We start from the raw sequence: 22,932 nt of genomic DNA on the forward strand, positions 1-22,932 counted from the left end.
GATGTTGACCACGGCGATGCAATATGTGGCAGCGAATCGCCTCGCTGGCAACCGCGCGCCACGGTATCGATCGCGGACGGCCCTGCCCCTCGGGCTCAGGATTTTCGCGACAGTCCGCCACCCTCTATCGCATTGACGAGTGTGTCGCTGCCTTCGCGAAGATGCTGCCTCAGAACGCTCACGGCCTTCTTCTCGTCACGCCGCCGGCAAGCGGCCAGCAGATCGCGATGCTCGCTCTGCGAGCGGGCGCGGTAGTCGAGGTTCGACAGCAGGATGCGAACATAACGGTCGGCCGCGTTGTGATGCGCCTCGATCAGGTCAAGCAAACGACGGTTGCCGCAGGCATCGTAGAGCGAGAGGTGAAAGGCCCTGTTCAGGGCGCCCCAGCGGCCCGCATTGCGCTCCGCGTCGATCTGATGGAGCACCTGCTCGGCTTCTTCAAGCTTGGTGCCGGGCAGGACCGGCACGGACAGCCGGAGCGCCTCGCATTCCAGCAATTCGCGCACCGCATAGATTTCGGCGATCTCGGCACCGTCCATCCCGGCGACATGCGCGCCCTTCGTGGGATGAATGGAAACAATGCCTTCCGCCTCCAATTGGCGAAGCGCGTCCCGTATAGGCATGCGGCTGAAGCCGAACTGGTCGGCCAGTTCATCCTGGCGCAGCGTAGTGTCTGCCTTCAGCGATCCGCTGGCTATAGCCTCGCGCAGGACATTGGCGACCTGTTCCGCCACCGTCTGCGGCCTCTCGATCAGGCCCTCCATAAATCCGCGCAATCGATGCTCCCATGCCACGCGATCGCGAGCCTAGTGGAAAACATCCGGCGATATAAGTATCCCCGTGTACGAGAGTGGTTTGATTTCTGGCCGCAGAGCGACACGAGAAGCTGTCGATGGCTGGGTCCGCCCGGTTTGGTCCGGGCGGAGAAATCACGTCAATCAATCGACCTTCACGGCGACCACCGCGGCGCAGTCGCCGGCCTTGACTAGGCCAGGGAAATGCCGTGCCGCCAGCATGCCCGACATTTTCGCCCGGATTTCCCGCGGAACAACGCCGGTGCGGCCGGTGGAATGAATGCGGGCCAATACCGCGCCTTCTTTGACGGGCTCACCAAGATCGATCATGGTTTCGATCATGCCGTCGTCCTCGGCGAAGCAGAAGCAATCTCCCGAGGGCATATCCAGCCATTGGGTTTTGCCCGTCTCGACCGCCCCGGTGACGATACCGGCATGACGCAGCACGTTGAGGATGCCGCGCCGGGCGATCCGCACCGTCTCGGCTCGCGATGTGCCGCCGCCGCCGAGCTCGGTGGTGACGAAGACCTTGCCCATCTCTTCGGCCGCCGTATCGTACATGCCGATCGCATCGATCTCGGTCATGCGCATCGAGAACGGTGCCGAGAATGCCGCCACCGCGGCAAAGGCTTTCTGCTCCTGCGCCTTGTCGGGCAAAGTGTGAGCGGCGCAGAACGGCACGAAATCCAGCGTTTTGCCACCGGAGTGGAAGTCGAAGACGATGTCGGCGCGGGGAAGCAACTCGCGTTGGAAATAGTCTGCGATCTTCTGCGTCACCGTGCCGTCCGGCCGGCCGGGAAAGCTGCGGTTCATGTTGCCCTTGTCGATCGGCGAGGTGCGCGTGCCGGCCCGGAAAGCCGGATAGTTCATCGCCGGCACGATGATCACCGTGCCGCTGACCTGGCTGGGATCGAGCGTTCGGGCGAGTTCGTAGAGCGCCAGCGGCCCCTCATACTCGTCACCATGGTTGCCGCCGGTCAGCAGCGCCGCCGGCCCCTTGCCGTTGCGGATGACGCAGATCGGGATCATCACCGAGCCCCAGGCCGAGTCGTCGCGGCTATAGGGCAAGCGCAGGAAACCATGCTGGACGCCGTCGCGATCGAAATCGACGGTCGGCGCGATCGGCGACGGGCGATGACTGGACATCGGGTTCAATCCTTCACCACCAGCTTGCGCGGCACATTGGCCAGGCACTCCACACCGGTTTCGGTGATCAGGATGGACTCGGTAATCTCCAGTCCCATTGTCTCCAGCCAAAGGCCGGTCATGAAATGGAAGGTCATGCCGGGCTTGAGCTCGGTGCGGTCGCCGGGACGCAGGCTCATGGTGCGTTCGCCCCAGTCCGGCGGATAGGAAATACCGATCGGATAGCCGGTGCGATTGTCCTTGACGATGCCGTATTTCTTCAGGACGGCGAAGAAGGCGTTGGCGATGTCCTCGCATGTGTTGCCGGGCCTGGCGGCGGCAAGGCCGGCTTCCATGCCTTCCAGCGTCGCCTTCTCGGCATCGAGGAATTCCTGCGTCGGCTTGCCGAGGAAGACGGTGCGCGACAGCGGGCAATGGTACCTGTTGTAGCAGCCGGCGATCTCGAAGAACGTCCCCTCGCCCCGCTTCAGCGGTTTGTCGTCCCAGGTCAGGTGCGGCGCCGAGGCGTCCGCGCCTGACGGCAGCAGCGGCACGATCGCGGGGTAATCGCCGCCGATGCCGTCGACGCCGCGCGTGCCGGCATCATAGATCTCAGCGACCAGATCGCATTTGCGCATGCCGACCTCGATCTTGTCGAAGATGCGCTGGTGCATCGCCTCGACGATGCGGGCGGCCTTGCGCATATAGTCGATCTCGGTCGGGCTCTTCACGGCGCGCTGCCAGTTGACCAGTGCGGTGGCATCGACGAAGCGGGCGTTGGGCAGATGCTTCTGCAAGGAGGCGAAGGCGGCGGCGGAGAACCAGTAATTGTCCATCTCGACACCGACGACAAGCTTGCCCCAGCCGCGATCGCTCAGCACGCTGGACAGGAAGTCCATCGGGTGGCGTTCTGTCGACTGCACATAGTGGTCGGCATAGCCGACGATGTTGTCATGCGCGAGATAAGCAGTGCGCTTGGCGCCGTTGGCGTCCTGGCCACGGCCGTACCAGACCGGCTCGCCCGACGGCGGCACGATGACCGCCTGATGCACATAGAAGGACCAGCCGTCATATCCAGTCAGCCAGGCCATGTTGGATGGATCGCTGATAACAAGGAGATCGACGCCTTTGGCTTCCATCGCCTTGCGCGTCTTGGCGAGGCGATCCGCGTATTCGCTTCGCGAGAATTTCAGGTTCGGCTGCATTTTGTTGGTCCTCGTTTGTTGGGCCTGGAACCCGCTTCAACTTCGTTGAATCTGTCTCCAGGTATTCTTTTGTCGGAGCACGATCTGGTCGGAAAGCCGGTTGCCACTTTTCCGGATCATGCTCCCGCGGCCAGGATCAGCTTTCGAAAATGGTTCCGGCATTGGCCGCCAGCGCGCGGTCGCGGGCGAGCGTGGCGATCGCAGTGTCCTGCACGCCGGTGCCGGTCAGGTCAGCGATGGTGATGTCGCTGGCCGAGCGCCTACCGTGTTTTTCGCCGGCGATGATCTGGCCAAGTTCGGTGACCTCGGCATCGGCTGCCATCACGCCGGCGGCGATGGCATGGTGCAGTTCGCCCAGCCGCCGCGTCTGCTTCGCGCTGTCGGCGACGTAGAGATCGGCCATGCGCAGGATCGCCGGCGCGATCTCGTTCTTGTGCTCGGCGTCGGACCCCATGGCGGTGATGTGCTGGCCGGCCGAGACAAACCCGGCCTTGATCAGCGGCTCGGTCGACGGCGTGGTGGTGACGATGATGTCGGCGCCGGCGACAGCGTTGGCTGCGTCTGATACAGCGCCCACGTCGATGCCGAGCCTTTCGCGCAAGGCGGCCGCGGCCGTCTCCGCCTTGGCGGCATCGCGTGCCCAGATGCGGGCCCGCGTGATCGGCCGCACCAGCATCAGGGCTTGGAGCTGTAGCCCGGCCTGGACGCCGGCGCCGAAGATCGCGGCGACGGACGAGTCCTCTCGCGACAGGTGTTTGGCCGCGACGGCGCCGGCGGCGGCGGTGCGGACGTCGGTGAGATAGCCATTGTCGAGCAGCAAGGCTTCGACCACACCGGTCTTTGCCGAAAGCAGCACCATCATGCCGCCACCGCTTGGCAGACCGAGCTTTGGATTGTCGAAGAAGCCGGAACTGATCTTGACGGCGAAGCCGTCGATACCGGGCACATAGGCGGTCTTCACATCGACCTCGCCGCGATGCTCGGCGATGTCGAGGCGCAGGATCGGCGGCATGGCCACCGGCAATGTTGCCAGCGCGCGGAAGGCATTCTCGACACAGGCGACGGCGTCGAGATCGAGCGTCACGATCGTGCGCAGTTCAGCTTCGGTGAGGATGGTCATCCTGCTCATGCGGCGCGCTCCGAAATCGATGGCATTTCCCCCAGACGATCTTCCTGTGCAGTTCCATGTCGATGTTGCGGCCGGAAAGCAGAGCCACCACCGGCCCCTCCGCCTTGGCCTTGCCGGCGAGCAGTGCTGCGATGCCTACCGCACCTGCTCCTTCGACGATCTCGCGTTCCAGTTCATAGGCATGGCGAATGCCGGCGGCGATTTCGTCCTCACTGAGCAGGACGACATCGTCGAGCAGGTCGCGGCACATGGCGAAGGTCAGCCGGTTGTCGAGGCCGATGCCGCCGCCGAGCGAATCCGCCAGCGTCGGCAGCTCCTCGACCAGCACGGGGTGGCCGGCATCGAGGCTCGCCTTCATTGCCGCGCCGCGCGCCATCGACACGCCGATTATTTTTGTGCCGGGGCTAACGCCTTTGATTGCGGCCGCTATACCCGATGCTAACCCACCTCCGGAGAGTTGCACCAGCACCAGAGCGGCATCCGGGACCTGCTCGATCATCTCCAGCCCGAGCGTGCCTTGCCCGGCGATGATCGCGGGATGGTCGAAGGGTGGCAGCATGACAAGCCCTTCCTCCGCCGCCAGCCGCTCGACCTCCTTCTGGGCATCGTCCTGGCTGTTGCCGACAATACGGACTTCCGCGCCGAGGCGGCGGATTTCGTCCAGCTTGTTCTTGGGTACCAGTCGAGACATGCAGATCACCGCACGCATGCCTTCGAGCTTCGCCGCGTGGGCGAGCGCACGGCCATGATTGCCGGTCGATGCCGCGACGACGCCGCGCGCCTTCTCCTCGGCATCAAGCGACGCAACGGCGTTGGAAGCGCCGCGCAATTTGAAGCTGCCGGTGGTCTGGCGATGCTCGAGCTTGAGATGAACCGGCACGCCCAGCCGTTCGGAAAGACTCGCCGAAAGCACGATCGATGTGCGCTCGACCTTGCCGGCAATTCGCTCGCGCGCGCCACGGATATCGCCAAGGGTCACTGTCGCCATGGTCGTCAGCCGCGTGGCAAGGGCAGCGTCATCAGACTGCCGAATTCGGGATGGGCCGTCTCATCGCTGCAAAGGCGCAGACAGTTCCATGCGGTTGCCTGGTTGCTGGTCACCACCGGGCGGCCGATCGCCTGTTCCATGCCGGTGACCGCGAGCGCACCGCGCAGCGCCGTGCAGGACACGAACAGCGCATCGGCCTGCGGATGCATTGCCTGGCGTGCGAGGTCGACAAGCGCTGCCGGGGCAATGCGCGCCATCTCGCGGTCGTCCTCGAAGCCGAGACAGGTAAAGCCTAGGATTTCGAAGCCGCGTTCGGCGAAATAGGTCGCCATCGGCCTGGCGGTTTCCATTGTGTAGGGCGTGAGGATGCTGATCCGGCGCACGCCGAACGCGTTCAGTCCGCGCACACCGGCCATTGTTGGTGTGACGACGGGCACGCCTGGCTTGGCGGCCTGGATCGCCGTCTCGATCTCGGCATCGCCAATCACCACCGAGGCCGACGTGCAGGAATAGCAGATAGCGTCGAGCGGCTCGTCAGGCAGGATCAAGGCCGCGCCCGCCGTCAGCGCCGGCTGCATCTTGCGCAAGTTCTCAGGCGTCGTCGGATTGGCATAGGGGATGCGCGCGACATAGACGCCGATCCGTTCGCTCGCCACCATGCGGCGAAAATCCGGCTCGGTCGTGTGGTCGGTGGCAAGGATGATGAGGCCGACGCGCCGCTCCAGCGGACGGTCATCGAGCGCTGGCCGGTTGGGCACAAGCTTGATCTGGGGCAAGGGTTTCATCTTTTATCTTTCGATCTTGCCGTAGCGGCGTTCCAGCCAGCGCAGCAGCACGACCGAAATCAGGCTGATGGCGAGGAAGAAGGCGCCGACCAGCGTGATCGGCTCGAGGTAGCGATAATAGGTGTTGGCGACGCTTTTTGCCTGGTTCATCAGTTCCAGCACGGTGATCGCCGAGAGCAGCGGCGTCTCCTTGAACATGGCGATGAAGTAGTTGGCCAATGCCGGGATCATCGGCGGAATGGCCTGTGGGATGATGATGTGGGACCAGGTCTGCCGGGCGCTAAGATTGCACGCCTTAGCGGCCTCCCACTGGCCACGCGGCACATTGTCGATGCCGGCGCGGTAGACCTCCGCCGTGTAGGTGCCGTAGTGCAGCCCGAGCCCGATGACGCCGGCGACCAGCGGCGGCAGCAGGATGCCGATGTCGGGCAGCACGTAGAAGATGAAGTAGAGCTGCACCAGGAGCGGTGTGCCGCGGATGAATTCGGCCACCCAGCCGACAGTTCGCGACACCGCCTTGTTGGGCGAGCGGCGCGCTAACGCGATGCCCAACCCGACGATCGCCGCCAGCACCGAACCGAGCAACGTCGCCAGGATGGTGATCTTCACTCCCTGGATCAACGTCGGCAGGATCTGCCGGACAAAATCCCAATCCCAATCCATCAGCGGACCCAATTCATCAGGAATGCGCTGGCCATCAGACGCGCACTCCGTCGAGGCCGCGCGCCATGCGGCGTTCCAGTGAGCGCACACCCCACGAGATGAGCAGCGCCAGGATGAAATAGATGACGAGAATCGTGGTGAACGGCACCATGGTGTTGCCGGTCTGCGCGCGCACCACCTGCGCCTGGAAGGTCAGGTCGGCGAGCGAGATCAGCGAGACGACCGATGTCGCCTTGAGCAGCTCGATCGCATTGTTGCCGAAGGTCGGCAGCATCACCAGAAACGCTTGCGGCAGGATGACATGGCGCATGCCTTGCCAGCGGCCCAGATTGAGCGCGATGCAGGCCTCATGCTGTTCGCGGCCGATCGATTGCACGGCGCCGCGCACCACCTCCGCGGCATAGGCCCCGACATTCAAGCCCAGCGCCAAGACGCCAGCCTGCAGCGGGGTCAGTTCGAAACCCACTAAGGGCAACACGAAATAGGCGAAGAACAGCTGCACGAAGATTGAGGTGCCACGGAAGAATTCGATATAGGCCGTTGCCAAGGCCCGCAGCACGAAGAAGCGCGACAGGCGCCCCAAGCCGGCGAGAAAGGCCATGATCAGGGCAAGCACCGACCCCATCAGCGTCAGCTCGATGGTGACAAGCGCTCCCTGCAATATCAGACCGAAATAGCCGGACCACTGGGTCATCTGGGTTCCAACGTTGGCGGTTAGCTTCCTTCTCCCCGTTCAACGGGGAGAAGATGCCGGCAGGCAGATGAGAGGCAGTGCCAGCGTAAGCAAAGCTTGTGCTGCCCCTCATCCGGCCCTTCGGGCCACCTTCTTCCCGTTCACGGGGAGAAGGAAAAAAGAAGCGCTACTTCGCGGCGCAGAGCTTGTCGCGCGTGGTCGACATCGCCGCCGCCGCCGAGAAGCCGTAGGGCTCGATGATCTTGGCGAACTCCCCCGACTTCTTCATCTTGGCGAGTTCGACGTCGAAGGCATCGCGCATCGCCTCGTCGCCCTTCTTGAAGGCGGCGCCGTCGCAATAGACCGGGGCACCCTGTACCGGAGCGATGACTTCGAGGTTCGGATCGGCGGCCTTCTTCATCAGATCATTGATCGAGAGCACAGGCAGCGAATAGGCGTCGATACGGCCGTCCTGCACCATCTTCAGGCCGCTCTGGCCATCCGGCACGACGATGACACGTTCGCGTGGCACGCCGGCGTTGAGCGCCAGCTTCTCCTCGGTGCCGCCGCCCGGAGCGCCGATCGTGGCGGACGTGTCCTTGGCGACATCCTCGTAGCTCTTGAAGCCCTTCGGATTGCCTTTCTTGACCAGCATCGCCTCGGCGTCGCACAGAACCGGCTCCGAATAGGCAACCGCAGCGCAGCGCTCAGGCTTCATGAACAGGCCAGCGGTGACGACATCGAAGCGGCCGGCCTGCAGGCCGGGGATCATGGCGCCATATTCCGAGATCGAGGCGACGACGTCGGCGACGCCAAGCCGCTTGAAGATCTCGCGCGCCACGTCGGGCGCGGCACCCGAAACCTTGCCGTCGGCGGCGACCGCCGTATAGGGCGGCTCATTGGCGATGGCCAGGCGAGCGAAGCCCTGCGACTTCAGCTGCTCGAGCTTGCTGTCGTCGGCCGAACCCGGGATCGAGGCGGCCAGCATGGCCGAAAGTGCGAGACCGGCGACGCCGGCCAGAATGCCAAGTTTCTTCATTGTTCCCAACTCCTTTGTTCTTGTCTTGGTTTGCGTGATTTCAGGACGGCATTGCCGCCTTCGGCATGCGGTCAGACACGGTGTCCGGCCGCGATGATCTTCTTCAGGAACCCTTGCGTGCGTTCCTGCTTGGGATTGCGGAAAATCTCGTCGGGCTTGCCTTCCTCGACTATTCGGCCGCGATCGAAGAACAGCACCCGGTCGGCGAAGTCGTGGGCGAAACCCATCTCGTGCGTGACCAGCAGCATGGTCATGTCGGTCTCGGCGCAGAGCCGCCACAAGACGTTGAGCACTTCTTCGACCAGTTCCGGGTCGAGCGCCGATGTCACCTCGTCGAACAGCATGATCTTCGGCTGCAGGGCGAGCGCGCGGGCGATCGCCACGCGCTGTTTCTGGCCGCCGGACAATTGGGCCGGCATGGCCTTCGCCTTGTCGGCCATGCCGACCATCTCGAGAAGTTCCATCGCCCGCTTCTCGGCAACGGCGCGCGGCGTGCCCTTGGTCAGCATCGGCGCCAGCGTCACATTGTCGATGACGCTCTTGTGCGGAAACAGGTTGAACAGCTGGAAGACCATGCCGGTCTTCTGGCGCATTTTTGCCAGATGCCGCTCGTCGGCCGGCAGCAGCTGGCCGTTGCGCTCCATGTGGTAGAGCTGCTCGCCGTCGATCTGGATGTGACCGCCGTCGATGCGCTCCAGCGTCATCAGGATGCGCAGGATCGTCGTCTTGCCGGAACCTGAAGGTCCGATCAGCGCCAGCTTCTCGCGCGGCATGACCTGCATCGACAGCCCATCCAGCACCTTGAAGGCGCCGAAGCTCTTCGAGATGGCATCGACCTTGATGATGGGCGTGGTTGCGGACAAATGAATTTCCCCGTGCTGGAGAAGCCTGTGCCCTTAACGATGGGGAACACGCCAAATCATGTCAATTGGTAAAATAATATCATGACAATTATTCTGATTGCGCACATTTTCCGGTCAATCGCAGCTGGCTTTTTGGGCATGCCGTTGCCCCAGAACCACTTGGCGAGAGGGTGGCGTGCTCAGATTGCGAGTAGCAGATGCTCCGGATCGCCAAGCAGGAGCTTGGTGACAACGCCGAGACCGGCGCGCAGTTCCCCCTCGGTGGTCGAACCCAGCGAGATGCGCACCGCCGGATGCCACGGCGCATCCGAAATGCGGAAGGAGGCGCCGGGAGCGATGGCTACCCCCTGCAATCGGGCCTGGGCGACAAAGCTCTCTTCGGAACGGTCGGCCGGCAGTTGCAGCCAGATATGCAATCCGTCGCGGCGGGCACGGTAGTCGACGCCGGTCAGTACCTCGCCAGCGATATCCTGCCGGCGACGCAACGCCGCGCGCTGCCAGCGCACCAACTCCATCGCGGTGCCGTCGGTCACCCATTTGGTGGCGATCTCGGCCACCATTGGTGTCGCCATCCAGTTCGAGACGAGATGCCGGTTGGCGACGGCCGCAACGTAACGGTCGGGCGCGGCGAGATAGCCTATGCGCAGGCCGGGCACGGTGATCTTGGTGAAGGAGGTGACGTAAAGCGTCCGCTCCGGCGCGAAAGCAGCGACCGGTGGCGGTCGATCCTCGACCAGGGGCCGAGCACATCGTTCTCGATGATGGCGATGTCATGCTTGCGCGCCACCGCCGCGATCTGCTCACGGCGCGCCGCATCCATGAGCGTTGCCGTGGGATTTATGACGGAAGGCTGGACGAACACCGCGCGGATGTCGGACAGCCGGCAGGCCTCGTCCAGCGCTTCCGGAATCAGGCCGTTGCCGTCGATCGGAAGGCCTTCGAGGTTGAAGCCGAGATAGCGGGCGAGCGGCACCAGCGTGTGGTGGCCGATCGCCTCGGTGGCAACGGTGGAGCCCGGCGGCGCGACGCTCATCAGCGCCACCGTCATGCCGGCGGTGGCGCCATTGGTCAGGCTGATGTTCTGCGCGGAGGCATCGAGGCCGCACAGTTTCAGCCATTCGACCGCCACGGCGCGGTGACGTGGGAATACCATGTTTGGCCGGAACGACAGTGCCGAACTCGACGGCAGGTTTTCGGCGAGCCAGCCCAGCGCCTGCTTCATTCGCTCCAAGTGCATCGGCTCGCAGACCGGTTTCAGGATCGAGAGGTCGATGACCTCACCGAGGCGCTCGGGCAGATAGGGCGGGTCCGGCTCGCGGCGCTGCGTCTGGACGAAGCTGCCGCGGCCGATCTCGCCCGAAATCAGACCGCGCCGGATCAATTCCTCATAGGCCCGGCTGACCGTTTGCACCGAGAGCTTGAGATCGTCCGCCAGCCTGCGATGCGTCGGCAGCCTCGCGCCATTGGCCAGGCGCCCGTCATGGATGGCGCGGGCGAACTGGTCGGCCAATGATTGATAGGCCGGCCGCCGGATGAGCGCGGGATCGGGTTGCCACAATGTCATGACTTATTAGAGATCGAAATCAGTGCAATTGACAATCGAAATAATGCCCTCATGGTACGATGGACGAAAAAGTGGGCGCTGATGACTGCTGCGAAACTCGACCCGATCGATCTCAAAATCCTCGACGCCATCCAGCGTGACGGACGCATCACCAAGTTGGCGCTGGCCGAGCAGGTCGGGCTGTCGCCGACACCGTGCTGGATGCGGCTGCGCAAGCTAGAAAAAGCCGGGATCGTCTCGGGCTATCACGCCCGGATCGCCATGCGCGTCGTGGCGCCTGTCGCCACAGTGCTGATGGAGGTGACGTTGGCCAGCCACCGCCAGGCCGATTTCGACCGCTTCGAGCGCGTCATTCGCGACATCCCCGAGATCGTCGCCTGCTGGTCGGTGGGTGGCGGCGTCGACTATGTGCTGAAGGTGATGGCGCGCGACATCGACGCCTATCAGCGGCTGGTCGACAGCTTGCTCGATCGCGAGATCGGCATCGACCGCTATTTCACCTACATCGTCATCAAGACAGTGAAGGAAGATATTGCGCTGCCCATAGCCGACCTGCTGCCGGCTTCGGCATAGCGCCGGAGAAACGGGCTGCCCTCACGGCGCAATAGAGAGACTCTCTCTACGATGAGGCGCCCAAACAGCCTCTCTGTCTGCCTGTGAAGGATAGTCTCCCCGCATCAAAACCGAACCGGGAGGCTTCGACCATGTCCGCGCATTTCGCCCGCTCGCATCGCCACGAAGCGCTCGACCGGCTCGCCGACCGCCGGCTGCTGCGCGAACTCGCTTACGTCGACGGCCATTGGACGGCGAGTGACGCAGCCGAGAGTTTCGAGGTCACCGATCCGGCGACCGGCACCACCGTCGCCTTCGTCGCAGCACTCGACAGCCGTCAGGCGACAAAAGCCATCGACGCCGCGGCGCGCGCCTTTCCGACGTGGCGGGCGCTGTTGCCGCAGGAGCGCTCGAAAATCCTGCGAAAATGGTTCGAGCTGATCATCGCCGCGAAAGACGACCTCGCGCTGCTGATGACATTGGAACAGGGCAAGCCGTTAAAGGAGTCGCTCGGCGAGATCGACTACGCTGCCTCCTTCGTCGAATGGTATGCGGAGGAAGCGAAGCGTCTCAACGCAGAGGGCGTCACCAGCCATCTGCCGAACGCGGAAATGATGGTGCGACGCGAACCGCTCGGCGTCGTCGGCGTGGTCACGCCGTGGAATTTTCCGTCGGCCATGCTGACCCGCAAGGCGGCTGCCGCGCTTGCCGCCGGCTGCACCATCGTTGCCCATCCCTCCTCGGAAACGCCGCTGTCGGCGCTGGCGCTGGCCGAACTCGGCGAGCGCGCCGGGTTGCCGGCCGGCGTCTTCAACATCGTCACAGGCAAGGCCGCGACGATCGTTGGACGCATGTGCGAAGATCCGCGCGTGCGCGCCATGAGTTTTACGGGCTCGACCGAGATCGGCCGGCTGATCGCCGCGCAAAGTGCGCCGACGATGAAACGGCTGGTCATGGAACTCGGCGGCCACGCGCCGCTGATCGTCTTTGCCGATGCCGATATCGAAAAGGCGGTGACCATTGCCGTCGACGCCAAATTCGCCACATCAGGCCAAGATTGCCTCGCCGCCAACCGCATCTATGTCCAGCGTCCGCTCTACGACCGCTTCAGCGCCGCATTTGCCAAGCGCATAGACGCGTTGCGGGCCGGCAATGGCCTCGCCGAGGACATCGACATCGGGCCGCTGATGCATGAGCGCGCCGTCAAGAAAGTCGAAGAGCAGGTCGCTGACGCCGTGGCTCTTGGCGCGCGCTGCCTTGCCGGCGGCAAGCGGCATCAGGCCGGGCCGCTGTTCTACCAGCCGACACTGCTCGCCGGTGTCGCCGACGAAGCGCTGATCATGCGCGAGGAGACCTTTGGTCCGGTCGCCGCCGTCACCTCCTTCGACGACGAGGACGAGGTGATCGCCCGCGCCAATGCGACTGAATATGGTCTGGTCGCCTATGTCGTGACCGAGAATGGCGCGCGTCAGCAGCGCATGGGTCGCGCGCTCGACTATGGCATGGTCGCCATCAACCGTGTGAAGATCACCGGCGCTCCGATCCCCTTCGGCGGCGTCAAGCAGTCCGGCATCGGCCGCGAAGGCTCGCGCCACGGCTTGGAGGCCTTCACTGATCTCAAATATCTATGCCTCGACGTGGCTTAGGCCACACTGGAATTTTCAAGGAGTCAAAAAATGCTCGACCAGTCCAACGAACTCGCCGCCTGGGATCGCGACCATTTCTTCCATCCCTCGACCCACATGGGCACGCACGCTCGCGGTGAATCGCCGACAAGGATCATGGCTGGAGGCGAAGGCGTCACCGTCTGGGACAACAATGGCAGGAAGAGCATCGATGCCTTCGCCGGCCTCTATTGCGTCAATGTCGGCTATGGCCGCCAGAAAATCGCTGACGCCATCGCGACGCAGGCGAAGAACCTCGCCTATTACCACGCCTATGTCGGGCACGGCACCGAGGCCTCGATCACATTGGCGAAGATGATCATCGATCGCGCGCCGAAGGGCATGTCGAGGGTCTATTTCGGCCTCTCCGGTTCGGATGCCAACGAAACCAACATCAAGCTGATCTGGTACTACAACAATGTGCTGGGCCGGCCGGAGAAGAAGAAGATCATCTCGCGCTGGCGCGGCTATCACGGCTCGGGCGTGATGACGGGATCGCTGACCGGGCTGGACCTCTTCCACAATGCCTTCGACCTGCCGCGCGCGCCGATCCTGCACACCGAGGCGCCCTATTATTTCCGCCGCGCCGACCGCTCGATGAGCGAAGAGCAATTCTCGCAGCATTGCGCCGACAAGCTGGAGGAGATGATCCTCGCCGAAGGGCCTGAAACCGTCGCCGCCTTCATCGGCGAGCCAATCCTCGGCACTGGCGGCATCGTGCCGCCGCCCACCGGCTATTGGGAGAAAATCCAGGCGGTGCTGAAGAAGTACGACGTGCTGCTGGTAGCCGACGAGGTGGTGACGGGCTTCGGTCGGCTGGGCACGATGTTCGGCTCCGACCACTACGGCATCAAACCCGACCTGATCACCATCGCCAAAGGCCTGACCTCGGCCTATGCGCCGCTGTCGGGCGTCATCGTCGCCGACAAGGTGTGGCAGGTGCTGGTGCAGGGCTCCGACAAGCTCGGCTCGCTTGGCCATGGCTGGACCTATTCGGCGCATCCGATCTGCGTCGCAGCCGGCGTCGCCAATCTCGAACTGATCGACGAGATGGACCTGGTGCGGAATGCCGGCGAGACCGGCGCTTATTTCCGTGCCGAACTGGCCAAGGCCGTCGGCGGTCACAAACACGTCGGCGAGGTGCGCGGCGACGGCATGCTGGCGGCGGTGGAATTCGTCAGGGATCGCGACGACCGTGTCTTCTTCGATCCTTCGCTCAAGATCGGACCGCAGGTCGCCGCGGCCCTTGCCGCAAGCGGCGTCATCGGCCGCGCCATGCCGCAGGGCGACATACTCGGCTTCGCGCCGCCGCTGTGCCTGACCCGTGAGGAGGCCGACATCGTGGTGGCCAAGACCGCCGATGCCGTGAACAGCGTATTCGCCAATCTCTGAGACCGACCCATGAATGCCATGACCAAAACCCTCCCCGCCACCATGGCCGCCGTGCTGCTCACCGGCCACGGCGGACCTGAAAAACTCGTCTACCGCACCGATGTCAAGGTGCCTGCTCCTGCTTCAGGTGAAGTGCTCATAAGGGTCAGCGCTTGCGGGATGAACAACACCGATGTCTGGGTGCGCCAGGGCGCCTATGGTACCGAGGAGGATGCGGGCGCGGTGTCGACCTGGCGAAGGCAGGGCAATACGCTGACCTTCCCGCGCATCCAGGGCACCGACACTGTCGGCACCATCGCCGCCGTCGGCGAAGGTGTATCGCCGGACCGTATCGGCGAACGGGTAATGGTCGATTTCTCCATCTACAACCGCGACGACGATTCACTCGCCGACATCGACTATATGGGCCACGGCCGCGATGGCGGTTATGCCGAGTATCAGGCTGTGCCAGCCGACAACGCCCATGTCGTCAATACCACCTTGAGCGACGTCGAACTCGCCACCTTCTGCTGCGCCTACCTTACCGGCGAACAGATGCTGGAACGCGCTGGCCTGAAGGCTGGCGAGCGCGTGCTGGTCACCGGCGCCTCGGGCGGCGTCGGTTCCGGCATCGTGCAGCTGGCGCGGGCGCGTGGCGCCATTCCCTATGCGGTCGCGGGCAAGGGCAAGGAACAGGCCGTACTCGACATCGGCGCCGAGGCGGTCATCACCCGTGGCGTTGCAGACCTGCCGCAAGCCGTGACCGAAGCGACCGGCGGCCAGCCGATCGACGTGGTCGCTGATCTCGTCGGCGGCGCGATCTTCAACGACCTGCTGCGCATCCTGCGACCCGAGGGCCGCTATACCACGGCCGGCGCGATTGCAGGCCCGGTCGTCCAGCTCGACCTCAGGACCATGTATCTCAAGCAGTTGCAACTGCATGGCTCGAGCCAGGGCACGCGCGCCGATTTCCGCCGCATCGTTCGCTACATCGAGGAGGCAAAGATCAGACCGTTGGTCGGTGGCGTCTACAAGCTCTCCGATTTCCACCACGCGCAGGCCGATTTCGTCGCAAAGGATTTTGTCGGCAAGCTGGTGGTGGTGCCGGACGCTGTCGCGGAGCGATCGGCGTAATCGCAAAATCCTGGCTCCTCCGCCTGCCTTCTCATCGCTGCCATAATGGGAATGGCTTGCAGTCCAGCCAGCATGCCGCCACAAATGGCAACGCCCGGCGCGCCGCTGGTCCGGGCCTCTGGTCACGGGATACAGGCGAGACATGACAGCCCGAATGATACTGCTCGACGCCAAGCCGCTTAGCGCGGCTGACGTCGCCGAGATCGCGCGGCGCAATGCGCGGCTGATGCTGGGCGAGGAGGCGATGCGGCGCATCCGGGCGAGCCGCGCGCTCATCGAGCACCTCACCGGGCTCGGCAAGCCGATGTACGGCGTCACCACGGGCCTCGGCGCCTGTGTCGACACGCCGCTCGCCCAGGCCGATCTCATCGCCTTCCAGCTCAGTGTGCCGCTCAGCCACAGCATGGGCATCGGCCCTGCCCTTTCGACCGAGGCGGTGCGCGCGCTGATGACCGCGCGCATTTCGGGCATGGCCGCCGGCGGCACCGGCACGTCCGAACGCGTGGTGATGGGCCTTGTGGCGGCGCTCAACGCCGGCGTCCATCCGGTGATCCCCACCTGGGGATCGATCGGCGCGGCGGACCTCGCCCATCTCGGCCACATGGCGCGCGCGCTGCGCGGCGACGGCGAGACGGAATACCAGGGCAGGATAATGCCGTCGGCCGAGGCACTCGCATTGGCCGGGCTCGAACCGCTCGACCTGCGCGAGAAGGACGGCCACGCGATCGTCGTCGCCAACAGCCTGTCGACCGGCACCGCGTGCGCATCGGCCGACTTCGGCCCCGCTGCGCGGCGCGGCGGACGGACCGTCCGGCAGGTTGGCCGCGACCTGCACTCGCATGGCCGGCGCTCGAACCCGGCTCGGACACTGCCGCCGAGGCAAGGACGGCCATGTCTCGAGGACGTCGCCCATCTCATCGACTGGGCGCTGGCCGCGGTAGCGCTCAACTATGAGGCGTTCCGCTCGTCCCTGACCGCGATCGACGAGGATGCCCTCGCCGCCCGACCGGCCTTCGGCCAGCGCGAGATCGGCGCGCGGCTGCGTACGGAACTGGCGGGAAGCGGCCTGTGGAAGGACAGAGCGGCACGGCGGCTGCAGGATCCGCTCAGCTATCGCTGTGTGCCGCAGGTCTGGGGCGGCCTGCTCAATGCATTCGAACAGGCGAAGCTCGCGACGGAGATCGAACTGACCTATTCCGGCGACAATCCGGTAATCCTGCCCGGCGACGAACGCGTCGTCTCGAACGGCAATTTCGACCTTACTGCCATGACGCTGGCCTGGGAACAGCTCGGCCAAGCGCTCGCGCATTGCGCGGTGGGCACCGCCAACCGCTGCATGAAGCTGATGTCGCCGACAATTGCCGAGCTGCCGCGCTTCCTGTCGGCCAGGGGCGGCAGCCGCCAGGGCTACGCGGAACTGCAGAAGCCGCTGGCCGCGCTGGAAGCCGAGATTCGGCACCTGGCCAATCCGATGTCGCTCAGCCCGCTGGCCGTTTCGGACGGGATCGAGGACCAGTCGTCGATGGCGCCGCGCGTGGTGGCCAAGACCGCCGAGATCGTCGAACGCCTGCGCTATCTCGTTGCGATGGAACTGATCTTCGCGGCGACGGGCGTTGAATTGCGCGGCGTCGTCGACAGCATGGGCGAAGGACCCCAGCGCACCTTTGCTGCGGTGCGTGCGCTCGTCAGTCCGCTCGACGACGATCGTGAGATGAGCGCCGACATGACGCGGGTCGCCCGTATGGTGGCCGGTCCCCGGGACTGAGACCTCCGGCCTATTTCTGGAAAGGTCCCCGGAGATTGAGGTTCTCGGCCAGAAGGCAGAAGCGGTCGATCAACCGGACAAGCTCGTCGCCCTGTTCGACGACAATCGCGCCTCGCTCGGCAGGCGGGGTATCCGAAAGAGCCTTCCACAGACGGCCTTGCCGATCGCAGAGATCCGCCAGTTCGGCGCAGTCGCTGGAGGTCAGTTTCAAAAGGTGGTCCGCCGTCACAGGTCCGATGCCCGGAGGCGTGGTCGCGCCGAGGGAAAGATAGCCTGGCGGCACGGTGCCTTTCGCATTGGTTACCGATTTGCGGCAAATGACAGCGAATATCTGGTCGACGGCCTGCTTGGCGCCGGCGACGCGCGACGGGTGGTCCGTATCGGCGGCAGCGTGCGGCAGGAGCTCAAGCCTGGCGCCATGCTTCTCGACGAGGCCGAGATAAGGCAGCATCGGCCCGGACAGGCGGCCGGTCGAGGCATCCCTGAACAGATCGGCATCGATCGCCGCATGACGCAGCCGGCCTGTATTCAGAGCTTCATCAAGAGCCTCGATGTCGACAAGTTCACCGCGGTCGTAGTTGACCAGCACCGCGCCCTTGTTCATGCGGGACAAGGCGTCCGCGCCAATGAGCCCGGCATTGGCATAGCGCCCGCTCTGCGTATCCTGCTTGCCCAGGCCGACATGAACGCTGAGCACATCGGCGCCTTCGGCCGCCTCGACAAGGTCCGGGGCAAAGGCAAAGCCCTCGGCTTCTATCCAATCCCGATGCCGAGGCCGCGCGTGGATCACCACGCGCATGCCGAAGGCGCGGGCAAGCTTGGCCACCTCGCGGCCAATATTGCCGTAGCCGATGATCGCGATGGTCTTGCCTTCGAGCTTTTCGGTGGGGAAATTGCGCAGCTCCCTGCCGGTGTCGAAAGCGCCACGCGCCACACGCCCGTGAAGCGTGTCGACCGGAAGAGCGGGCAGCACTTTCAGGATCGCCTTCATCACCATCTGCGCCGTGGCGCGGCTGTTGATGCCGGGCGTGTTCATCAGCACCGCGGTGCCGCCCTCGCCACTGCCGCCACCCCAGGAGCGCGAGCCCATATTGCCGGTGCCGGCGCCGATGCGCACGCCGGCCAGCGGAAAGAAGGTTTCGGCGGGCAGGAAGGTCGCGGCGGTAATGACGGCGTCATAGCGTCCGTCGCCGGCGGCTTCGATCAGCTCCTCCCGGGTGCTGAGATCCGGCTGGTAGAAAAAATGAACGCGCCCGCGTTCCAGAGCGGCCTTGTCGCCGAGTCCGGTCGCATGAAAGCGCCCGCCCTTGGCTTCGATATGGGCCCGCACCTCCGAAGGGTCTGGCTTTCCGTCAGCGTCGAAGCGCAGGCCGATCAGATCGCAGACCAGGACTGCGTAAGCGCGTTGCGGATCGATCGACTCAACGGCGTGTGTGTCTGTGGTCGCGGTCACGTCGTTCCCCTCATGCAGGACGGAAGGCCTACTGGCAGAGCAGGCCCTGAACACTCAGACCCTATCCGCCCGCAACGGCATGAGATCGATCACCGGCGGCAGACCAGCAGCGAGTTGCGACACGATCTTGCCGGTGACCGCGTCGCCGATCAGGCCCCGATGGCCATGGCCGAGATGGCACGCGGCACCCTTCTTCAGGTACAGTGCGATCTCGCCATTGGCCCCTTGAACGGGCAAGCCGGACGCGCGTAAAATCAGGCTATCCAATTGAGTCTGCTACATTCGTTCGGGCTAATGTCCGGATCGGTCTGGGTATTTTCCTTGCACACGGATGCAACCAGCGCGGCCAGGCGCGGCAAATCATTTGCCCATGTGGCGGAAGCCTCCTGGGGCAAGGGCCTCAGCACCTTGCTGCGCATCGTGCGCATGACGCTGCGCCATCCCTGGCAGGTTGCGATCACCCTCATCTCGACCTTTATCGCGGCGACGCTGCAGCTCTTCATTCCGCGCCTCCTGGGACGCGCCATCGATCAGGCGCAAGGCGTGATGGCCGCGGGGGCTGGCACCGCCGCCGAGCAGGCACTCTGGAGTACCGCGCTGACACTGCTGGCCGTCAGCATCCTGCGCGGTCTCTTCACCATGGCGCAGAACTACTATGGCGAGGCCGTCGGCCATCAGACCGGCTATGAGCTGCGGCTCGCCTTCTACGAGAAGATCCAGCGGCTGAGCTTTTCCTTCCACGACAAGGTCCACACCGGCGATCTCATCACGCTCGGGCTGCTCGACCTCGACGGCGTGCGCATGTTCTTTTCCACCGGCATCCTGCGCGTGGTGCTGCTTGGCGTGCTGATCGGCGTCGGCGCCTATCTGTTGATCAGCACCGATCTCGTGCTCGGGTTGTTGAGCCTCAGCTTCGTGCCGTTCGTCGCCTGGCGCTCCTCGGTGACGCAACTCCGGCTGCGCAGCACTTGGCTAACTCTGCAGGAGCGGCTGTCGGTGCTGAGCCGGGTGATGGACGAAAATCTCGGCGGCATCCGTGTCGTGCGCGCCTTCGCGGCGCAGCGGCATGAGCTGGCCAAATTCGACCGCGCCAAGCAGGATGCGCTGGAGCTCGCCAATGAGCGCGTCGACATCCGCGTCTCGAACACCAGCGCGATGAACTTTTCCTTCCTGGCCGCCATGGGCCTGGTCCTCTGGTTCGGCGGCCAGAAAGTGATCTCGGGCCAGATCAGCGTCGGCACGCTGGCCCAGTTTCTCACCTTCATGACCATATTGCAGATGCCGGTGCGCCAGCTCGGCCTGATGGTCAACTCCTTCGCGCGCGCCTCGACCTGTGGCACGCGGCTGTTCGAACTGCTCGACGCCGAACTCGACATCAAGGACGCGCCCGACGCCAGGGAGCTCGTCATCACCGAAGGCGTGCTGCGCTTCGAGAATGTCGGTTTCCGCTATGAGGGCGCGAACGAGCGTCCGACGCTTTCGGGCGTTTCCTTCGAAGCCAGGCCGGGCGAGACCGTCGGTATCGTCGGCCCGCCGGGCAGCGGCAAGTCGACCATCGCGCATCTGATCCCGCGCTTCTACGACGTGACCTCGGGCGCGATCACCATAGACGGACAGGACATCCGCAAGGTCACGCTGCAGTCGCTGCGCAAGGCGGTCGGCGTCGTCCAGCAGGACGCGTTCCTGTTCACCACCTCGATCGAGAACAACATCGCCTATGGCAATCCCTGGGCGCGCGAGACCCGCATCGGCCAGGCCGCCGAGTATGCCCAGCTGCACAACTATATCATTGGCCTTCCGGCCGGCTACACCACGGTCGTCGGTGAACGCGGCGCGTCGCTGTCCGGTGGCCAGCGGCAGCGCCTGACCATCGCGCGCAGCCTGATGCTGCGGCCATCGGTGCTGGTCTTCGACGATTCCACGGCCGCCGTCGACGCCGGCACCGAGCAGCGGATACGAGCGGCGATGAAGCGCTTCGCCCGCGATCGTGTGACGCTCATCATCTCGCACCGGCTGAGTTCGCTGATGCATGCCGACCAGATCCTGTTCGTCGAGGGTGGCCGGATCGTGGAACGTGGCACGCATGAGGAATTGCTGGCGCTCGGCGGACGCTACCGCGCGCTTTACGACCTGCAGCTACGGCCGGACGACGATCGGCTAGAGGGAGCCGCCTGATGTCGACGCAGGACGACGACGAGAAGGAAGACACAAGCCGACGCCCGACCAAGGCGGTCGTCGGCTCGCACCGCGATGAGGAAGAGGTCTTCGGCAAGGCCTACGATCCGCGCATCGTCAGGCGCATCTGGAGCTTCGTCAGACCATATCAGGGCCGGATTTTCATCTCGGTCGCGGCCGTGCTGGTGTTCACGCTGACACAGCTGGCGATCCCGCTGGTCATCCGCTACGCCATCGATCACGGCATGGCGCCGGGCAGGCTCGACCGCTCGGTGATGATCTCCGCGATCGTCGCTTTCACCATGATCATCCTCATCAACTACGCCGCCAGCCATGTGCAGGAAAGCGTCGTCGGCAAGGTGGCCGAGAACGTGCTGTCCGACCTGCGCCGCGCCATGTTCAGCCACCTGCAGCGCGTCTCGCTGAGCTTCATGGACAAGACCGAGGTCGGCCGGCTGATGTCGCGCCTGCAGGGCGATGTCAATTCCATGCAGGAGTTCCTCGAAACGTCCGTCATGTCGGTAGGCGATATCGTGCTTCTTTTCGGCATCGTCACCGTCCTGCTCTGGCTCGATTTCCGGCTCGGACTGCTGACGCTGTCGACCATGCCGATGCTGTTCATCGTGCGCCTGTTCTGGCTGCCGCGGGCCAAGGTCGCCTTCATGGCCGCGCACGAAACCAACTCCATCGCCAACGGAGCGCTGGCCGAAGGTATCCACGGCGTGCGCACGGTGCAGAGCCTGGAGCGTCAGCATGTCAATTTCGACCTTTACGACGAGAAGGTTCTGGCCAATCTCAACGCCCATCTGCGCTCGGCGAAGTATGCGCAGGTGATGGTGCCGATCGTCGACACGCTGACCGGCATCGCCATGGCGACCGTCATCGTCGTTGGTGGTTCGATGGTGCTGTCGCACAGTCTCGATATCGGCGTGATGGTGGCGTTCCTGTTCTACATCCAGCGCTTCTTCGACCCTATCCGCTCGCTCACCATGCAGTACAGTGTCATGCAGCGGGCCATGGCTTCGGGCCAGCGCATCTCCGAAGTGCTCGACGTGCCCGTCGACGTCAGCGACAAGGACGGCGCCATCGCGCTGTCGCGCGACATGGATGGTTCGGTCGAGTTCAGGAACGTCACCTTCGGTTACCGTCAGAATCAGCCGGTGCTGAAGAACATCTCCTTCCGCGTCAGTCCGGGCGAGACGGTCGCGCTTGTCGGCCCGACTGGATCGGGCAAGTCGAGCTCGATGGCGCTGGTGCACCGCTTCTACGATGTCTGGTCGGGCGAGGTCCTGGTCGGCGGCCATGACGTGCGCGACCTGACGCAGGATTCGCTGGGCGACCAGGTGGCCATGGTGCTGCAGGAGCCGTTCCTGTTCTCCGGCACGGTGCTGGAGAACATCCGCTACCACAAGACATCGGCCAGCCGCGAAGAGGTGGTGCGCGCCGCGCAAGCCGTCGGCGCGCACGACTTCATCGAGCAACTGCCCGACGGCTACGACACCGAACTTGAGCAGCGCGGCGGCAATCTCTCGCTCGGCCAGCGCCAGCTGATTAGTTTTGCGCGCGCGCTGGTGGCCGATGCCAAAATCCTGGTGCTCGACGAGGCCACCGCCAGCATCGATTCCTACACCGAGATGCTGATCCAGAAGGCGCTGATCAAACTGCTCGAAGGGCGCACCGGGCTGGTCATCGCGCATCGCCTGGCCACCATCCGCGGCGCCGACCGCATCATCGTCCTGCAGAATGGCGAGATCGTCGAAAGCGGCAACCACGAACAACTGATGCAGAAGAAGGGTCTCTACGCCCGCCTTTACAACATGAACTACGCTTCCTTCGACGACATTTCCGAGGAAGAGATGGGTATGGATGCGGCGGCCGGAAAAGCGACGTGAGCTGGTGCTGGCATGGCGTGAACCGGACGGATTGCTCCATATCCTTGCGGAGAAGACCTTATTTGCGAGATCCCCTGATGTGGCCGCTGACTGCACCC

Annotated in this window: 19 protein-coding genes and 1 pseudogene; 7 read left to right on the forward strand and 13 right to left on the reverse strand. The window is 64.3% G+C overall.

Annotated features, from left to right (window positions below):
* Positions 1-95 precede the first annotated feature (95 nt).
* From EJ077_RS23810 to EJ077_RS23860, 11 genes and pseudogenes are all read right to left on the reverse strand, one after another.
* Positions 96-776, reverse strand: coding sequence for a GntR family transcriptional regulator (locus tag EJ077_RS23810; protein WP_245458518.1), 681 nt, complete (start codon positions 774-776; stop codon positions 96-98).
* 162 nt (positions 777-938) lie between these two features.
* Complete coding sequence (gene doeB, locus EJ077_RS23815; RefSeq protein WP_208696794.1) at positions 939-1,940, reverse strand: N(2)-acetyl-L-2,4-diaminobutanoate deacetylase DoeB; 1,002 nt, start codon at positions 1,938-1,940, stop codon at positions 939-941.
* A 5-nt stretch (positions 1,941-1,945) separates the two neighbouring features.
* Positions 1,946-3,124, reverse strand: coding sequence for an ectoine hydrolase DoeA (doeA, locus tag EJ077_RS23820; RefSeq protein ID WP_208696796.1), 1,179 nt, complete (start codon positions 3,122-3,124; stop codon positions 1,946-1,948).
* A gap of 136 nt (positions 3,125-3,260) precedes the next feature.
* A complete protein-coding gene (eutC, locus tag EJ077_RS23825) occupies positions 3,261-4,253 on the reverse strand; it encodes an ectoine utilization protein EutC (RefSeq protein ID WP_208696798.1) in 993 nt (330 codons plus the stop codon).
* The gene (eutB, locus tag EJ077_RS23830; protein WP_208696800.1) at positions 4,222-5,241 is read right to left on the reverse strand and encodes a hydroxyectoine utilization dehydratase EutB; all 1,020 of its coding nucleotides are present in this window, start codon (positions 5,239-5,241) and stop codon (positions 4,222-4,224) included. The genes eutC and eutB overlap by 32 nt, the downstream gene beginning before the upstream one ends.
* Positions 5,242-5,246: 5 nt before the next feature.
* Positions 5,247-6,026 (reverse strand): ectoine utilization protein EutA, encoded by a 780-nt coding sequence (gene eutA / locus EJ077_RS23835; protein ID WP_208696802.1) that lies wholly within the window; start codon positions 6,024-6,026, stop codon positions 5,247-5,249.
* A 3-nt stretch (positions 6,027-6,029) separates the two neighbouring features.
* Positions 6,030-6,689, reverse strand: coding sequence for an ectoine/hydroxyectoine ABC transporter permease subunit EhuD (gene ehuD, locus EJ077_RS23840; protein WP_127870505.1), 660 nt, complete (start codon positions 6,687-6,689; stop codon positions 6,030-6,032).
* 34 nt (positions 6,690-6,723) lie between these two features.
* Positions 6,724-7,383: an ectoine/hydroxyectoine ABC transporter permease subunit EhuC gene (ehuC, locus tag EJ077_RS23845; protein WP_208696804.1), complete on the reverse strand. Its 660-nt coding sequence runs from the start codon at positions 7,381-7,383 to the stop codon at positions 6,724-6,726.
* A gap of 166 nt (positions 7,384-7,549) precedes the next feature.
* Entirely contained in the window at positions 7,550-8,401 is an 852-nt protein-coding gene (gene ehuB, locus EJ077_RS23850; RefSeq protein ID WP_135921383.1) for an ectoine/hydroxyectoine ABC transporter substrate-binding protein EhuB, read from the reverse strand.
* Between the two features lie 71 nt (positions 8,402-8,472).
* Positions 8,473-9,264, reverse strand: a complete 792-nt coding sequence (gene ehuA / locus EJ077_RS23855; protein WP_281040180.1) for an ectoine/hydroxyectoine ABC transporter ATP-binding protein EhuA — start codon at positions 9,262-9,264, stop codon at positions 8,473-8,475.
* Positions 9,265-9,443: 179 nt separating this feature from the next.
* A pseudogene (locus tag EJ077_RS23860) lies at positions 9,444-10,828 on the reverse strand (PLP-dependent aminotransferase family protein).
* A gap of 81 nt (positions 10,829-10,909) precedes the next feature.
* Between EJ077_RS23860 and EJ077_RS23865 the strand changes: the two are divergent.
* The 5 genes from EJ077_RS23865 (at position 10,910) to hutH (ending at position 17,314) form a co-directional block, all read left to right on the forward strand.
* Positions 10,910-11,401: an Lrp/AsnC family transcriptional regulator gene (locus EJ077_RS23865; protein ID WP_208696805.1), complete on the forward strand. Its 492-nt coding sequence runs from the start codon at positions 10,910-10,912 to the stop codon at positions 11,399-11,401.
* A gap of 131 nt (positions 11,402-11,532) precedes the next feature.
* A complete protein-coding gene (locus EJ077_RS23870) occupies positions 11,533-13,026 on the forward strand; it encodes an NAD-dependent succinate-semialdehyde dehydrogenase (protein WP_208696807.1) in 1,494 nt (497 codons plus the stop codon).
* A gap of 30 nt (positions 13,027-13,056) precedes the next feature.
* Complete coding sequence (locus EJ077_RS23875) at positions 13,057-14,436, forward strand: aspartate aminotransferase family protein (protein ID WP_208696809.1); 1,380 nt, start codon at positions 13,057-13,059, stop codon at positions 14,434-14,436.
* A 9-nt stretch (positions 14,437-14,445) separates the two neighbouring features.
* Positions 14,446-15,549 carry an alcohol dehydrogenase family protein gene (locus tag EJ077_RS23880; RefSeq protein WP_208696811.1) on the forward strand — a complete coding sequence of 368 codons (1,104 nt, stop codon included), beginning with the start codon at positions 14,446-14,448 and terminating at the stop codon, positions 15,547-15,549.
* A gap of 142 nt (positions 15,550-15,691) precedes the next feature.
* Positions 15,692-17,314 (forward strand): HAL/PAL/TAL family ammonia-lyase, encoded by a 1,623-nt coding sequence (hutH, locus tag EJ077_RS23885; RefSeq protein ID WP_208696813.1) that lies wholly within the window; start codon positions 15,692-15,694, stop codon positions 17,312-17,314.
* A gap of 10 nt (positions 17,315-17,324) precedes the next feature.
* Here hutH and EJ077_RS23890 read toward each other — a convergent pair whose 3' ends face one another.
* A complete protein-coding gene (locus EJ077_RS23890) occupies positions 17,325-18,767 on the reverse strand; it encodes an NAD(P)-dependent oxidoreductase (protein ID WP_208696815.1) in 1,443 nt (480 codons plus the stop codon).
* A gap of 54 nt (positions 18,768-18,821) precedes the next feature.
* Positions 18,822-19,034, reverse strand: a complete 213-nt coding sequence (locus EJ077_RS23895) for a hypothetical protein (protein ID WP_208696817.1) — start codon at positions 19,032-19,034, stop codon at positions 18,822-18,824.
* 54 nt (positions 19,035-19,088) lie between these two features.
* Here EJ077_RS23895 and EJ077_RS23900 point away from each other — a divergent pair, with 54 nt between their 5' ends.
* Positions 19,089-20,942, forward strand: a complete 1,854-nt coding sequence (locus EJ077_RS23900) for an ABC transporter ATP-binding protein (RefSeq protein WP_208696819.1) — start codon at positions 19,089-19,091, stop codon at positions 20,940-20,942.
* Complete coding sequence (locus EJ077_RS23905; protein WP_208696821.1) at positions 20,942-22,834, forward strand: ABC transporter ATP-binding protein; 1,893 nt, start codon at positions 20,942-20,944, stop codon at positions 22,832-22,834. The genes EJ077_RS23900 and EJ077_RS23905 overlap by 1 nt, the downstream gene beginning before the upstream one ends.
* The last annotated feature ends 98 nt before the right edge of the window (positions 22,835-22,932 follow it).

Source organism: Mesorhizobium sp. M8A.F.Ca.ET.057.01.1.1 (assembly GCF_003952565.1).
Taxonomy (GTDB): Bacteria; Pseudomonadota; Alphaproteobacteria; order Rhizobiales; family Rhizobiaceae; genus Mesorhizobium.